Here is a 15,031-nt window from a genome sequence, read left to right as displayed (position 1 = left end):
AATGGCATTTTTGACACCTGTTATTTTTCTCTTATCACCGGTTCCATAACCTCCCACACATTTTCGGCTACGATATCGTATCCTTCGGCCGTTGGGTGGATCCCGTCCTGTTGATTTAATCCCGGAACTCCGGCTACTCCCTCAAGAAGAAATGGAATAAGATGAATGTTATTTTTATCTGCTATTTCAGGAAAAAGTTCCCTGAACTCTGCAGTATATTCCGGCCCCATATTGGGCGGGATCTGCATTCCGGCCAGAATGATCTCAACCTGCGGATTTTTCTCTCTTACGTTGTCAATAATAGCTTGTAAGTTTCTCCTGGTCTCTTCTACAGGAATGCCTCTAAGTCCGTCATTTGCACCCAGTGCCAAAACAAAAATATCTACCTCCTGATTAAGGACCCAATCTAACCGGTTTTTTCCGGCTGCAGTAGTTTCTCCACTTAGACCGGCATTAACCACTTCATAGTTAAGCCCCAGGGAGTCGATTTTCTCCTGTATTTCGGCGGGGTAACCTTCAGCAGGATCGAGGCCCATCGCCGCTGTAAGACTATCGCCAAAAAAAAGTATGGTTTTAGAATTTTTTGTGGCTTCAGCTTCCTTTTCACTTTCTGCAGGATCTTCGATCTTTGTTTCCTCTTCCTTCTTGGTATCTTCCCCACAGGAAGTCAAAATGAGTATTAATATAAATGGTAAAAATTTCAGCTTTTTCATGTCATCAGGGTTCAAATGAAAATCATTTCTTATTTTGCTTTTTTGACAGTTAATCATTAAAGATGACAAAGATATTGAATGTGCGCAACCTGGAGAAAAGCTATTCCAGTGGAGCCAAAAAACTCACTGTTCTTCAGGATGTAAGTTTTGACATAGAAGAAAAACAGACCTTCTCTATTGTGGGACCCTCGGGCAGTGGGAAAACCACTCTTTTAGGGCTTTGCGCAGGTCTCGACAGACCGGATTCGGGCAGCATAGAACTTTGCGGAACTGAATTAAGCAGCCTTTCTGAAGATGAACGAGCTGTACTGCGCAATCAAAAGGTAGGATTTGTTTTTCAGGATTTTCAATTGTTATCAACTTTAACTGCCCTTGAGAATGTTGCTGTTCCTCTGGAATTACAAGGCGCCAAAAATGCTTCAAAAGTAGCCAGGGAGCTACTGGAAAAAGTCGGACTTGGTGGAAGATTTGATCATTACCCCTCCCAACTCTCCGGCGGAGAACAGCAACGGGTCGCAGTGGCCAGAGCTTTTTCCAATAAACCTTCTATTCTTTTTGCCGATGAACCCACGGGTAATTTGGATTCAGAAACGGGGGAAAAAGTGATCGATCTTCTTTTTGAGCTCAACCGGGAAGCCGGTACTACCCTGGTGATCGTCACTCACGATCTTGATCTCGCAAAAATGACACAACGTATCCTTCGTCTTAAGGGCGGGAAAATAATTCAGTCACATGAACAATACTAGATCCGTGGCTTCCCTTTCCTGGTTAATGAAGATGGCGTGGCGCGACGGAAAAGCCAGCAGCCGTAAGCTGGTGCTTTTCATGGCTTCTATTGTTCTTGGAATTGCTGCTGTAGTTTCTATTCAATCCTTTGGAGAGAACCTTAAGGATAATATTGCTGAGCAGTCTAAAGCAATGATGGGAGCCGACTTTAAGATTGACCTGGACGAGGCTCCTTCCGAAGAGATCTTAAGTGTAATGGATTCTTTAGGAGGGGCACAGGCAAGAGAGATAAGCTTTAGTTCAATGGCTGCATTTCCTGGTAATCCCGGCACCAAACTGGTACAGGTAAGGGGAATTGAAGGAGGTTTTCCCTTTTACGGGGAGCTGGAGACCAGTCCTCCACAGGCAGCAGAAGAGTGGCGAAAAGAAGGTGCCGCCTTGCTGGATGCCACTGTCATGCTCCAGCTCGGACTCAAACCGGGAGACCAGATCAAAATTGGGGAGGTTGTCCTTCCCATCGCCGGGTCATTAATAAATGTACCCGGCAGCAACGCCTTTTTCAGTTCTATAGCACCGCCAGTTCTTATTCCCTATAGTTTTATTGAAGAAACGGGGCTCATTCAGACCGGCAGCAGGATCAACTATGATTTTTATTTCATTGCTCCGGGAGCAGATCTTGATCGGCTGGACAGGGAACTGGACCCCCAACTGGATAAGTATGAAGCAGATCTTGACACCCATACCTCCACCAGTGAACGCCTGGGACGTCGTTATGAAAACTTCGGCAAATTTCTCAACCTTGTGGCCTTTGTAGCATTGTTGCTGGGTTGTGTAGGTATTGCCAGTGCCATTAATATTTATATCAAAGGAAAATTAAAAGCTGTAGCCGTTTTAAAGTGTTTGGGAGCAACAAAAAAACAATCCTTCCTGATCTTTTTGATACAGATTGCAGGAATGGGTCTTTTAGGCGGGATCATAGGAACGATTGCAGGCTTATTGTTACAGCAGCTTTTCCCTTTGCTGCTGCAGGATTTACTACCGGTAGATATTCAAATGAGCTTTTCTCCACAGATCATTATAATGGGCCTGCTGCTGGGAATTCTAATGTCGGTGCTCTTTGCTCTCATTCCTTTGATAGGCACTCTATACGTTTCACCCCTGGAGACCCTGCGGGTACAAAAAAGCAGCGGAAAGAAAAAAGGAAAAGCTGAACTGACGGTACTTGCAGGCATTTTTTTATTTATTCTCCTCTTCTCTTATTGGCTTTTAAAAGACTGGAGATACTCCTTTAGTTTCGTATTTGGGATCATTCTTACTTTTTCTATTCTGGCGGGAATAGCTAAACTTTTCATGAAGGGGATACGGGAAAACTTTCCTAAAACATGGGGTTTTCCTGCACGACAGTCTTTACAGAACTTATTCAGACCGCAAAATCAAACCCTTACCCTCGTATTGGCTATAGGCGTGGGAACTTTTCTTATAAGTACGCTGTATTTCACTAAGGACATCCTGCTGGATCAGGCTTCACTGGACGCCCAAACCGATAGTCCTAATATGATCCTCCTAGATGTACAGGCGGGACAGGATGAGAATGTTTCAGAAACAATAAGAGCATCCGGAAATCCCGTACTTGACAATATTCCTATTGTCACTATGCGGGTTCAAAGTATTGAAGGACGAACTGTAAACCAAATAAAGGAAGATTCCACTTCAGGAATTAACCGCTGGGTATTAAACCATGAATTCCGGGTTACGTACAGAGATTCGCTTATCAATTCGGAAGTTTTAACTTCGGGGGAATGGATTCCCCGGGTTGATGATCTTAATCTTATCCCTATTTCTGTAAGTGATAATTTTGCGGAGGATGCCCAGGTGAGCATAGGAGATAGGGTGTCTTTTAATGTGCAGGGAGTGGTCATGAATACGGAAGTGCGTAGTATAAGAACAGTTGACTGGAGCAGGATGCAACCTAATTTTTCCATTGTATTCCCGGCAGGTGTCCTTGAGAACGCACCGCAATTCCGGGTGATAACTGCAAACGTTTCAAACGAAGAATCATCGGCAGCTTTACAGCAGGAACTGGTGAGGTTATTCCCGAACATTTCCATAATTGACCTGCGGCAGGTACTACGCGTAGTTGAAGATATACTCAATAAAATCGCCTGGCTCATTAATTTCATGGCTTTCTTTAGTATACTCACGGGAATTATTGTCTTGTTAGGAGCTGTGCGTACCAGTAAGTTTCAGCGTATAAAGGAAAGCGTACTGCTACGTACCATTGGTGCCCGAAGCAGGCAGATCTTAAAAATACTGGCCCTGGAATACTTTTATCTTGGTGCCCTGGGAACATTATCTGGCATCCTGCTTTCTCTGCTTAGCAGTCAATTACTCGCCTGGCTGCTGTTCGAAACAGCCTTCACGCCTTCTGTTTTCCCTTTCCTGGTATTGTTCCCTTCTATCACATTACTTGTAATGTTCATTGGCCTTACCAACAGTATAAGTGTAATAAAAAGTCCGCCACTGGAGGTATTAAGAAAGGAAAGCTACTAAGATTGGGTCGGGAAAAATTCTTTCCGTTTGCCAAAATCGAGATTACAAAACATCTCGAAATCTGTATATGCAAAGAATAAAAAATTGCCCCAAAAGTGTCTATGATGCTTCAACCAGGGATTTCGGGTTCTTTACAGCTTTTCATTTCCTTTTAAAATCCCGACCTTTGCTGTACACAAATTCGCTATGAATCAAAAACAGAAATCCATCCCCTATTCCATACTTGAACTCGCCAGTGTTGGTGTAAATTCCTCCATAAAAAGGACTTTTGAGGACAGCCTTGACCTGGCACAAAAGGCTGAAGACATGGGATACCACCGGTTCTGGCTGGCCGAACACCACAACATGGTAAGCATTGCCAGCTCGGCCACTTCAGTCCTGATCGGGTATATTGCCGGCGGCACAGAAAAGATAAGGGTAGGCAGCGGTGGAATCATGTTACCTAATCACTCCCCCCTGATAGTATCGGAGCAATTCGGAACACTGGGTAATCTATATCCCGATCGTATTGATCTCGGCCTCGGCAGAGCCCCGGGAACCGACCAGGTTACTGCCCATGCCATTCGCAGTGACCGTATGCAGGCTGTCTATAAATTTCCGGAGGAAATAAGTGAGATCCAGCAGTATTTTTCCACAGAAAATAAAAATTCAAAAGTCCGTGCCGGGGTTGCCGAAGGAGTTAAAATGCCAATCTATATACTGGGATCGAGCACAGACAGTGCACATGTGGCAGCCGAGAAAGGTTTACCCTACGCTTTTGCCAGCCACTTTGCTCCCGCACAACTTTTCGAGGCGCTAAACATTTACTATAACAAATTTCAACCTTCTAAGTTTCTTGAAAAACCTTATACCATAGGTTGCATCAATGTAATTGCTGCCGATACAGATGAAGAAGCTGAAGATATTTCCACCACCTTAATCAAGATGATGCTTGGAGTAATGACGGGAAATATTGATTACATGCAACCTCCTGCGAAAATGACTGCCGAGCTTCGGGAACTGGCAGCAAATCCCGCCTTTCAAAGGATGCTGAAATATGCATTTATTGGAAGTAAAGAATCTGTAAAGGAGAAAACTTCAGAATTTCTCAAACAAACCGGAGTCAGTGAAGTCATGGTGGCTTCCCATATTTTTCATCATGAAGACCGGGTAAAATCATACAGGATCTTTTCAGAAATTATGAAAGAATTAAACTAATTCCTTTCGACCCGGCTGTAGTTTGTCCGGCTTTATTTCTAATTTTGGTCTATGCAGCTACATTTATACCAGATCAATGCTTTTACAGATGGAAATTTCAGCGGAAATCCTGCCTGTGTAGTTCCCCTGTCAGAATGGTTACCGGATGATCTCCTCCTGAAAATAGCAAAAGAGAATGCTGTTGCCGAAACTGCATATTTTGTCGATTTAGGATATAAATTTCACCTTCGCTGGTTTACCCCCGAAATGGAAATGGATCTATGCGGGCATGCCACTCTTGCAACTGCTCACGCCCTAAGGGAGATTAGAAAATTTTCAGGTAAAAATATCATTTTTGAGACCCGTAGCGGAGATCTGACTGTAACCACAGCAGATGATCTTTATATTCTTGATCTGCCGGCAAGGAAACCTGCACCCACTCCTCTTCCCGAACTTCTTCAAAGATCACTGAATTTTCAGCCACAGGAGGTACTGAAAGCGCGGGACTACGTCCTGGTTTACCAGTCTGCAGAGGAAGTGAGAAATATTAGCATAGATCGTTCTTTATTTGATCAACTGGAATTGGGTACGGGAGGAGTCATCGTTACAGCTAAAGGTGACAATTCAGATTTTGTTTCCCGCTTTTTCACACCAAAGGCTTCTGTTTTTGAAGATCCAGTAACCGGTTCGGCGCATTGTTCCCTGACGCCCTACTGGAGTGAAAAACTGGAAAAAAACGAATTAACGGCCATGCAACTATCTGAGCGCGGAGGCCGTCTCCTTTGCCGGAACAAAGGTGAGCGGGTCGAAGTTGCAGGCACTGCAGGTACTTATTCCATTGGCAAATTATTTCTCGATCTGGATTAGCTCACTCCTATTTCCCGGGCCGCACGTATTCCCGATCTCAGCGCTCCTTCCATGGTACTTCTCAAGATACTGGTATGTTCTCCGGCGAAATGAATATTCCCATGGGAACTCTGAAGATGCTCAAGATGAGTTGTTACAGAACCCGGAGCAGGCCAGCTGGGACCTCCCAAAGCATATGGATCTGTAGACCAGTTTTTAATAATTGTTTTTGTATGATGTTCCTTTGTTCCCGGATGGATTTTTTCTATGTGCGATATAAACATTTGTTCCACCTCTTCTTTTGATTTTCCATTAATATTTTTCGCTGCCTCTCCTGCGAGCGAACTCTCCAGTAATGCAGGTCCCTGCACATCATTCATATTTTCATATGCATTTAGTTGACCAATGGGAAGATCCGTAAAAGTAAGTCCCGAAAGATTCTCTTTTCTCCACACAGGTTTTTCCAGTTCAAGAAAAACCCTCGCCAGGTCTAATACCCGCATTTCTTCTATAGCCGTTGTCTTAGGGTCGGAAAGAGCAGGAGAAAAATTAATTTTTTGAAGCACTTTAAGAGGAAGTGTTACAATTACCTTTTCGGCCGTAAAAGATGATCCTGTTTCTGAAGTTACTCTTACCTCTTTTCCAAGGTCCTCAATAGCTCTCACAGGGGTTTCATAACGAATGACATCGTTCATTTCTTTTGACATTTCCCGGGGCAATAGATCATTACCCCCTTTGAGAATGAATGGAGCATCCCCCATGAACAGGCCAAAATCTGAGATTGCCATAGATAATCCTGAAGTTCCTCCGGGCACTGCAGCAAACCATTGGGTGTTTCTTATGAGTTGAATAGCTCCTTCACTCGCTCCCTGTGCTCTTAGGTAAGCTTCAAGAGAGGTATGGTCCATCTGCACGAGCGGTTCCCTGTTCCAGTTTTCCGGCTGTCTTATTTCCTGCGGAAGGGTGTCAATTATGTACTTCTGAACGAGCCCGAATGGTCCTAATTCCTTTTCTTCTGCAGTAAGTTCATATGGCCATTCTACTGTTTCTCCCGAAGCCACATCAAGTCTTTTGCCGTTGAGATGATAGGTAACAGGCTTTTCCGGAAGTGTCCATGGTATCTTTTCAAATCCATATCGATCAATAAATTTTAATGCTGTAGTGTAGGAATTAGAAAAAGCTGCAGCTCCTTCTTCTGCATAAAGACCTTCAGAAAATGGTTCACGTAATGTAGATACTCTCCCACCGGGTCGATTTCTTGCTTCGAGCAAGGTCACCTCGTGCCCGGCTTCCCGCAGGTTCCATGCTGCAGCAAGACCCGAAAGTCCCGCACCTATTACTATTATTCTTTTTGGATCTTTTGTTTTTCCACTGAGGAATTCGGCTGCGGCAAGACTTGCGGAAAATAACAGCCCTGTTCCCAAAGCGCCGAATTGCTGTAAAAAGATCTTTCTGGAGATCCCCTTCTTTTCTGTTGTTTTCATAATATTTATGATAATTATTGGTTAGCAGTAGAAATAAAAGGGGAAGAAAGGAGGACTTATGATCACCTAAATTACATAAAATATTTTATTCAGTTAATTTATCAGCGAACGGCTTCCGAAACATCCTCCTGCAGGAGAAGTGCTGCACAGAGTCCTGAAAGTAAAAAACGTTCTGAGGGATCTTTCGTGTGGAAGTAGACTTCTCCTCTATCAACCAGCGAAACCGCTGCAACAGATGTTCCCCGGTTGTCAAAGATCTCATAACCTATAGAACCAAAGATCATCTCCTGTGGTCCTTTTTTACCCACCACCCTGGTAAGGGGTTTAAGCTTATAGAAATTGTTCTTATCAAGAGCAAAAAACCCGGTATAATCTCCTGCCGACAATTGGGCAGCATGGTTATCCAAAACAAGTTGCCAGGGCTGTGTTTCAGAATTTAGGAAGATCTGAAGATAGAACAGGTTTTCTGAATATCCCGATCCTCCAAAAATATCTTCCATAATATTCACTACAGAATTTGGGTTATCACCAATTTGTAGATCCCGTGAATGAAAAGCAGACACTGCATAAACATCTGCTGCATTTCCAAAGAAATCCCTGAGGGTAAAGTAGTAAGCCTGGTCGCTATTGGCGTAGTCCATAGCGATTAAGTTAGGATAGGCAGGGTTGTGCACCTGTCCACTAATGAGGTCCACACGCGTATTCCCACTACGGGTCCAGGACCGCTTCACTACTGAAGTTTCATAATCACTAAAGCTTATTTTCTGCCTTATCAACAGGCCTTGCCTGCCTTTAACGGGAAATGCTGTAGTGTCTGAGACCGAAAGGACCGGCTTCATTGGTGTACAGGAAACCATTATTATAACGATCGACAACAGAAGATAGAATGTTCTCATAAGAAGTTGATTATTCCTCTTATACGATTTATTATAATAATTGTTACCAATATTCAATAACTAAACCTGTAATTAGGCTACATTATCCTGGGACAATATTTTGTTTCCTTTTATAAAATACATTTTCATCAATCCTTTATTCTTTACCATAATTTCTCCGCGGTACTCAAATTCAAATTTATCTTTCACCAGCGCATAAGTATTTTCTGAGATATTTATTTTTCCCAATTCAGAAGAAGTTTCCATCCTCGCCGCAGTATTAACAGCATCCCCCCAGATATCATAAACCCATTTCTTACTTCCCACAACTCCTGCCACCACGGGTCCGGAATTTACTCCAATCCGAATGCGAAACCGGGTCTCTCCTTTGGGATTATTTTTATGTGCTTCCTCTACAAAAGAGAGCATATCACAGGCAGCTAATAAGGTCCTGTGAGCATGATCTTCTACAGGAAACGGTACTCCTGCAGCACACATATAGGCATCCCCAACAGTTTTGATCTTCTCTAATCCGTGCTCCTCCACAATCTCATCAAATTTGGAGAAGTAGAAATCTACTGTTTTTACCAATTCTTCCGGCGGAAGGTTTTCGGCATAGTGGGTGAAATTCCTGAAATCTGTAAATAAAATGGTTACTTCCTCGAAACGTTTTGCACTTACTTTTCCTTTTTCCTTTAGTTCCATTGCGGTTTCATGAGGAAGGATATTCAATAACAATTTATCAGACCTGTTTTTTTCCATTTCTATGATCTTTTTTGTCCTTCCTATATATTTGTTCCGCCTATAGAGTCCCAGGGCCAGCAGCATTACCAGGAATGAAGCGATTCCTGTAGCCACAACTATATTTCTCTGATTGGCTTTTTGTTCATTGAGAAGATCAACTTCCGTTTGTTTTCTGGCAATTTCGAAATCTGTGCGCAAATTTGCCATTTCTTCCACCGTCTTAATGTCCCGGATACTGTCATTAATAAAAACATGTTGTTTATAGTGATTATAAGCTTCAGGTATATTCCCCACCTGCTCAAAAAGATTGGAAAGCATTAAATGGGCCTCTTCAATATCCTGTTTTAAGTCGTGGTTATAAGCAGCTTCCAGGCTTCTTTGAGCATAATCTATTGCCGTTCTACAGTCTCCCCTCTCGGCGTATACTTCGCCCATAGAAGCGAGAAAATCGCTTGTGGCATTCAAATAGTCGGTCTCCTTGAGGACTTCAATAGCTTCTCTTAAATAACGCTCTCCTTTTCTGTTATCACCCTGGAGAGCATAGATCCTCCCTAGATTTCCAAGACTGTGAGCTTCATAAAAATTTTTATTGTATCGCTTAAAAATATCCCGCGATTCTTCTGTATAAACCAATGCAGAATCCAATTGGCGCTTTTCAAAAAGATTATCTCCTATATTGAATAATGCAAGGCCAAGACTTAAAGTGTCTTTCGAGCCTCTTAAAAAGTCCAGGCCACGATTGTAGTAAGTCTGCGCATTTTTGAAATCCCCACTTTCCCCATAGGTATTTGCTATTTCTATATTTGCCCTTCCTAAATTTACCGGATCTTTAAAGTTTTCGGCTATCTGTGCCATTTTGAAAAGATATTGCAGTGACGTATCGTAATTCGCTTTTCCGCGCCAGGTTGCTCCGTGCTTGTGATATGCAGCAAACAGGATAGAATCTGAGGATTGACTCTTTTCACTTTCAAAACAAAGGCGGGAATATTTAAGAATACTGTCAGGTGCCACTTCATGATGCATGATTCCCAGTAATAAATGAGGGTCATCACGTCTATCGGGCTGTTCATTAAATATTTTCTTGAGACTATCAAGTTGAGGCATGCTCATCTCCTGGGCCGCACTATTACAAATACTCCCTGAAAGTAAAAATATTAATATATAAAGCTTGATTTTCACTGACTTGTTGCCACCATTTCAAGTTTAGGGTCTACCTCAAACTCGCTTTTCCTTCCTTCAATCCTGAATCTCACACTATAGGGTTCCTGTCCTTCAATATATAGTCCCTTCACCCTTCCCACTTTGACTCCTTTGTTCCCCTGCTCAGATTCCACACCGTCAAGTAATGTCCAGGAACCTTTTGCATCTTTTACATCTACCCCGGTGATCTCTATAGTATCCCCGGAATCGGCATCTTTAGCTACTCCCCTCCAGTAGACTTTCATTCCTTTGTTTATAGTTGAAACATAATCCTTTGGATTTCCCGGTTTCTGCGGAGGATCATCTCTGTCATCTGAAAAAACAACATGTTGATCAATATTTCCTTCATTGATCTTCCGGGTATCGACTGTAACATAGATTACAGTGTTCTTTGGCTGTCCACCATTATTATTTTCACCTTTTCTCATAATATTCTATTTAGTTAATTATCTGATTATTAATTTACTAAAGATAACTTAACTAATAAATAATATTCGTTGAACTGTAACATTTTCTATTTTAAATACGGGATTTCCTTTAGATTCCTACAGAAATAGCTTTCCTTAAACTCTTAAAGATCTCATTACGAGAAGTTTTGTAATATTATTCCGAAAAATTTGTTAAGTTAGAGGTACCTCCCGGATCTCACGATGTAATTATGAAGTCAAAAAATCCCATTAACTGGAACTCCCTCTTTTCTCTCCAATCGGTGGTTTATTCCCTGTTGGGAATACTTTCCGCCATGGTCGCCCTGGAAGGATTTATGCTACCAAATCATTTTCTGGATGGTGGGGTAACCGGGATTTCTATCCTGGTGGAAGAGATCCTGAATATACCTTTTACCTATTTACTTGTGGCGTTCAACCTGCCCTTTTTGTACCTGGGATATAGAAAAATAGGGAAAACCTTTGCATTAAGATCCCTGTTATCTATTCTTGTTCTAACCATACTTATGCATTTTTTAGATATCCCGGCAGTGACCGAAGACAAAGTGCTGATCGCTGTTTTTGGTGGATTTCTTATAGGGTTGGGCCTTGGACTTGTAATTAAAGGTGGTGGCGTGCTGGACGGATTGGAAATTATGGCATTTTATACCACCCGAAAATCTGCCTTTTCTATAGGAGAAATCATCTTAGCTTTTAACGGACTTATTTTTCTTGGAGCTGCCTTCGTTTTTGACCTGGAAACTGCCATGTATTCTTTTTTGGTATATTTTACAGCTTCAAAGACCACAACATATGTTGTAGATGGTTTTGAGGAATTTACAGCTCTAAGCATTATTTCTAAAGACTGTGAGGAAGTGAAATCTCTTATTGTAAATGACTTTGGTAAAGCAATAACTGTATATAAGGGAGAAAGAGGTTATTTGCCCGGTGCATATGAGATAAAACACGATTGTGATATTATAATGACTGTCGTTACCCGGCTCGAAATACATCGTATTAAAGAAGCTACTTTAAAAATAGATCCCAATGCTTTCTTTTTTGTACAGAGAATAAAAGAAGTAAAAGGTGGTATTGGAAAACAGACAACAAGAGATACTTTCGAAGACCATGTTCAAAAGAATTTACAAAGAAGTGATATCGAGACTTGAGAATGATCTTCCTTCCTGGTTGACTTATCATTCCCCAGATCATACGCTTTATGTTTTGGAAAAAGCTGAATTCCTGGCAAAACAGGAAGGAGTAAAAGGCCGGGACCTTTTCCTTATAAAGGTCGCTGCCCTGTATCATGATCTCGGCTTTGTTAAAGACCGGGAGGACCATGAAAACACGGGCTGTGAAATGGCATCTATGGAACTTCCGGAGTATGAACTCACTCCTGAAGAAATCAACAGGGTTTGCGATATGATCACCGCAACAAAAATCCCCCAGAAACCGAAAACCATCTCTGAAAAAATACTTGCCGATGCCGATCTTGAGTATATGGGAACAGATCAATATCACGAAATAAGCGAAAAGCTTTATCAGGAAATGCTTCATTCCAGGCCAGACCTTTCCCGGGAAGAATGGAATGAGATACAGGTAAATTTTTTAAGCAACCACTCCTACCATACCAATTACTGTAAGAAACATTGTGAAGCGATAAAAGCTAAACATCTTAAAAAGCTTCGGAAACAGCTTACTCAAAGTAATTAATCTTTCAACTTCACCGATTCTACATTCCAAATGTTCTGGCAATAATCCCGTATGGATCTGTCCGAAGAAAATTTACCCATTCTGGAGACATTCAGAATGGATCGTTTCGCCCATTCATTCTCATCTGCCCAGACTTTAAAAACCTCTTCTTTCTTTTCGCAATAGGAATTAAAATCCTTTAGTAACTGATATTGGTCCTGTTGCAGAAGGTTATCATACAAGGGCCTGAAAAGTTCAGGGTCTCCTTCTCCCAATTCTCCTGACACCAGAAAATCCATCACCCGTTTTATACTTTCTTGCTCTTCATAATACTGGTATGGCCGGTAACCTTTTTTCCTGGTTTCCTGTACCTCTTCGGTAGTTTGCCCAAAAAGGAAAAAATTCTCTTCTCCTACTTCTTCCATGATTTCCACATTCGCTCCATCCAGGGTTCCTATAGTGAGTGCTCCGTTAAGAGCAAATTTCATATTCCCCGTACCTGAGGCTTCCTTACCGGCCATTGATATCTGTTCAGAAAGATCGGCCGCAGGATAAACCCGTTGTGCCTGTTTGACGTTAAAATTAGGCAGGAAAACAACTTTTAAAGTCTTATTAACTTCCGGGTCATTGTTAACCAGATCGGCCACTGCCGTAATGAGACGGATGATAAGCTTTGCCATGAAATAACCCGGAGCTGCCTTACCGGCAAAAATAAAGGCAGATGGGGCTATCCCTTTTCCTTTACCTTCTTTGATCCTAAGGTACAGGTCAATTATATGAAGTAATTTCAAATGTTGACGCTTATACTCATGTATGCGCTTTACCTGCACATCAAACAACATGGAAGGATCAATTACTACCCCCGCTCTTTCTTTCAGTAGTTTACTCAGGATCTTTTTATTCTCAAGCTTCACTGCTCTCCAGTCTTTCTGAAACGACTTATCCTCTGCATATTTCTCAAGCTCTTCAAAACTTGTGAGATCTGTGAGCCAGCTATTACCAACTTTTTGAGAAATTAATGCAGCAAGACCGGGATTACTTAATGCCAGAAATCTACGATGAGCCACTCCATTTGTAACATTTGTAAATTTTTCCGGCCATAGATTCGCAAAATCATTGAGCACCTGGGTTTTAAGGAGCCTGGAATGTAATTCAGACACTCCATTAACTTTAAAACTTCCTATCGTTGCCAGGTGAGCCATTCTTATGGATTGTTCGCCGTGGTCATCTATGAGAGACATTCTGGAAATCTGTTCTCCACTAAATCCTTTTTCCCGCAATTCATTCATGAACCTGCCGTTTATTTCATAGATAAGCTCTAAATGTCTGGGTAAGATTCTCCCTAACAAACTTACAGACCATTTCTCCAGAGCCTCGGGTAAGAGGGTATGATTTGTATAGGCAAAGGTATGGCTGGTAATATGCCAGGCCTCATCCCATTCCATTTGATGCTCATCTACAAGTAGTCTCATAAGTTCGGCTACTGCAATCGAAGGATGGGTATCATTTAACTGAATTGAAAATTTTTCATGGAATTGTTCTAGTTTTCTCCCCTGCAATAAATGCATACTTATCATATCCTGGAGAGAGCAGGAAACAAAGAAGTACTGTTGTTTCAACCGCAATTCCTTACCCGAAAGGTTTTCATCATTGGGATAAAGTACTTTGGTAATATTTTCTGAACGTAATTTCTTTTCGACAGCCCTGTAGTAGTCTCCCATGTTGTACACCGAAAAATCAAAAGATTCCACGGCTTCCGCTTTCCAAAGACGCATAATGATACCATTACTTTGATATCCCAGGATAGGAGTGTCGTAAGCAGTACCTTTAATAACAGATTCGGGATGCCAGTCTACCTGGTACTTATGGTTTTCATCTCTGTCATGTTCAGTTCTTCCTCCAAATTTGATCTCATAAGAAATTTCGGGTCTTATAATTTCCCAGGGGTTTCCGTTATGCAGCCATTTATCTGTGGTTTCAGATTGCCAGCCTTCAGATATCTCCTGCTTAAAGATCCCGAATTCATATCTAATTCCGTAACCTATGGAAGGTATCCCCAGAGTAGCCAGCGCGTCCATATAACAGGAAGCAAGCCGCCCTAACCCACCATTACCTAAGCCGGGTTCTACCTCCTGTTCCAGGATCTGATCCAGATCAAGGTCAAGTTCGGCGAGAGCCTCCCTTGCTTCGTCCATGATCTCCAGGTTAAGAAGGTTATTTCCAAGATGTGGACCGGGTAGATATTCTGCAGAAAAATATGCTATTCCGCGGGCATCTTTTTCAGCAAATTGCTCTGTTGAACGCACAAATTGACGAAGTACCCTGTCCCGTACTGTTAAGGCAAGAGCAGTGTATATATCATTATCTGTAGTTAAAGCCGGTACCCTTCCAAGATGATAGAAAAGCTTCTGTAAAAAGTCTTTTTTCAGGTCCTCCTTAGACAGTCCAACTTCACTAGCTTTCTCTCCTATGGTAGCAAAATAATTTTCTACACTTCTATTCTGTTTCTTCATAGCTGCATTTTTTAAAAAAGTAAGAAAAAAATCAAAATTGGTAATACTAATGCACAGATTATAAGAGTAATTTAAGATTTAAATCCC

12 protein-coding genes are annotated in these 15,031 nt (G+C 41.9%); 6 read left to right on the top strand and 6 right to left on the bottom strand.

From position 1 onward, the window contains the following. Positions 1–20: 20 nt before the first annotated feature. Positions 21–713 carry an arylesterase gene (locus G564_RS0106255; protein WP_037373612.1) on the bottom strand — a complete coding sequence of 231 codons (693 nt, stop codon included), beginning with the start codon at positions 711–713 and terminating at the stop codon, positions 21–23. A gap of 62 nt (positions 714–775) precedes the next feature. Between G564_RS0106255 and G564_RS0106250 the strand changes: the two genes are divergently transcribed. The 4 genes from G564_RS0106250 to G564_RS0106235 all read left to right on the top strand — a co-directional run bounded on the left by G564_RS0106250 (position 776) and on the right by G564_RS0106235 (position 6,032). Further along, positions 776–1,459 carry an ABC transporter ATP-binding protein gene (locus tag G564_RS0106250; protein WP_029036908.1) on the top strand — a complete coding sequence of 228 codons (684 nt, stop codon included), beginning with the start codon at positions 776–778 and terminating at the stop codon, positions 1,457–1,459. Next, the gene (locus G564_RS0106245) at positions 1,446–3,989 is read left to right on the top strand and encodes an ABC transporter permease (RefSeq protein ID WP_029036907.1); all 2,544 of its coding nucleotides are present in this window, start codon (positions 1,446–1,448) and stop codon (positions 3,987–3,989) included. Before G564_RS0106250 ends, G564_RS0106245 begins: the two co-directional genes overlap by 14 nt. A gap of 186 nt (positions 3,990–4,175) precedes the next feature. Then, the gene (locus G564_RS0106240; RefSeq protein WP_029036906.1) at positions 4,176–5,186 is read left to right on the top strand and encodes an LLM class flavin-dependent oxidoreductase; all 1,011 of its coding nucleotides are present in this window, start codon (positions 4,176–4,178) and stop codon (positions 5,184–5,186) included. A 51-nt stretch (positions 5,187–5,237) separates the two neighbouring features. Continuing rightward, positions 5,238–6,032 carry a PhzF family phenazine biosynthesis protein gene (locus G564_RS0106235; RefSeq protein ID WP_029036905.1) on the top strand — a complete coding sequence of 265 codons (795 nt, stop codon included), beginning with the start codon at positions 5,238–5,240 and terminating at the stop codon, positions 6,030–6,032. Here G564_RS0106235 and G564_RS0106230 read toward each other — a convergent pair. From G564_RS0106230 to G564_RS0106215, 4 genes are all read right to left on the bottom strand, one after another. Next, complete coding sequence (locus G564_RS0106230; protein ID WP_029036904.1) at positions 6,029–7,495, bottom strand: flavin monoamine oxidase family protein; 1,467 nt, start codon at positions 7,493–7,495, stop codon at positions 6,029–6,031. The genes G564_RS0106235 and G564_RS0106230 overlap by 4 nt on opposite strands. Before the next feature lie 101 nt (positions 7,496–7,596). After that, complete coding sequence (locus tag G564_RS0106225) at positions 7,597–8,391, bottom strand: hypothetical protein (protein WP_156879187.1); 795 nt, start codon at positions 8,389–8,391, stop codon at positions 7,597–7,599. Positions 8,392–8,463: 72 nt separating this feature from the next. Next, positions 8,464–10,224: an adenylate/guanylate cyclase domain-containing protein gene (locus G564_RS18695; protein WP_084625588.1), complete on the bottom strand. Its 1,761-nt coding sequence runs from the start codon at positions 10,222–10,224 to the stop codon at positions 8,464–8,466. 65 nt (positions 10,225–10,289) lie between these two features. Continuing rightward, positions 10,290–10,742, bottom strand: coding sequence for a hypothetical protein (locus tag G564_RS0106215; protein WP_029036902.1), 453 nt, complete (start codon positions 10,740–10,742; stop codon positions 10,290–10,292). Between the two features lie 230 nt (positions 10,743–10,972). On the opposite strand from G564_RS0106215, the gene G564_RS18690 reads away from it, so the two are divergent. Then, a complete protein-coding gene (locus G564_RS18690; RefSeq protein ID WP_084625587.1) occupies positions 10,973–11,908 on the top strand; it encodes a YitT family protein in 936 nt (311 codons plus the stop codon). Further along, positions 11,868–12,452 carry an HD domain-containing protein gene (locus tag G564_RS0106205; RefSeq protein WP_029036901.1) on the top strand — a complete coding sequence of 195 codons (585 nt, stop codon included), beginning with the start codon at positions 11,868–11,870 and terminating at the stop codon, positions 12,450–12,452. Before G564_RS18690 ends, G564_RS0106205 begins: the two co-directional genes overlap by 41 nt. Here G564_RS0106205 and G564_RS0106200 read toward each other — a convergent pair. Continuing rightward, positions 12,449–14,944 (bottom strand): glycogen/starch/alpha-glucan phosphorylase, encoded by a 2,496-nt coding sequence (locus G564_RS0106200; RefSeq protein ID WP_051205335.1) that lies wholly within the window; start codon positions 14,942–14,944, stop codon positions 12,449–12,451. The genes G564_RS0106205 and G564_RS0106200 overlap by 4 nt on opposite strands. Positions 14,945–15,031: the final 87 nt, after the last annotated feature.

This window comes from Salinimicrobium xinjiangense DSM 19287 (assembly GCF_000423585.1).
In the GTDB taxonomy this organism is placed as follows: domain Bacteria; phylum Bacteroidota; class Bacteroidia; order Flavobacteriales; family Flavobacteriaceae; genus Salinimicrobium; species Salinimicrobium xinjiangense.
The sequence above is the reverse complement of the archived record's forward strand: the minus strand, read 5'-3'. Positions and strand labels throughout refer to the sequence as shown.

What these genes read in the sequence shown, in the direction of transcription:
- G564_RS0106255 (WP_037373612.1), bottom strand. Translation starts at nt 713, where the DNA reads ATGAAAAAGCTGAAATTTTTACCATTTATATTAATACTCATTTTGACT.
- G564_RS0106250 (WP_029036908.1), top strand. Translation starts at nt 776, where the DNA reads ATGACAAAGATATTGAATGTGCGCAACCTGGAGAAAAGCTATTCCAGT.
- G564_RS0106245 (WP_029036907.1), top strand. Translation starts at nt 1,446, where the DNA reads ATGAACAATACTAGATCCGTGGCTTCCCTTTCCTGGTTAATGAAGATG.
- G564_RS0106240 (WP_029036906.1), top strand. Translation starts at nt 4,176, where the DNA reads ATGAATCAAAAACAGAAATCCATCCCCTATTCCATACTTGAACTCGCC.
- G564_RS0106235 (WP_029036905.1), top strand. Translation starts at nt 5,238, where the DNA reads ATGCAGCTACATTTATACCAGATCAATGCTTTTACAGATGGAAATTTC.
- G564_RS0106230 (WP_029036904.1), bottom strand. Translation starts at nt 7,495, where the DNA reads ATGAAAACAACAGAAAAGAAGGGGATCTCCAGAAAGATCTTTTTACAG.
- G564_RS0106225 (WP_156879187.1), bottom strand. Translation starts at nt 8,391, where the DNA reads ATGAGAACATTCTATCTTCTGTTGTCGATCGTTATAATAATGGTTTCC.
- G564_RS18695 (WP_084625588.1), bottom strand. Translation starts at nt 10,224, where the DNA reads ATGAGCATGCCTCAACTTGATAGTCTCAAGAAAATATTTAATGAACAG.
- G564_RS0106215 (WP_029036902.1), bottom strand. Translation starts at nt 10,742, where the DNA reads ATGAGAAAAGGTGAAAATAATAATGGTGGACAGCCAAAGAACACTGTA.
- G564_RS18690 (WP_084625587.1), top strand. Translation starts at nt 10,973, where the DNA reads ATGAAGTCAAAAAATCCCATTAACTGGAACTCCCTCTTTTCTCTCCAA.
- G564_RS0106205 (WP_029036901.1), top strand. Translation starts at nt 11,868, where the DNA reads ATGTTCAAAAGAATTTACAAAGAAGTGATATCGAGACTTGAGAATGAT.
- G564_RS0106200 (WP_051205335.1), bottom strand. Translation starts at nt 14,944, where the DNA reads ATGAAGAAACAGAATAGAAGTGTAGAAAATTATTTTGCTACCATAGGA.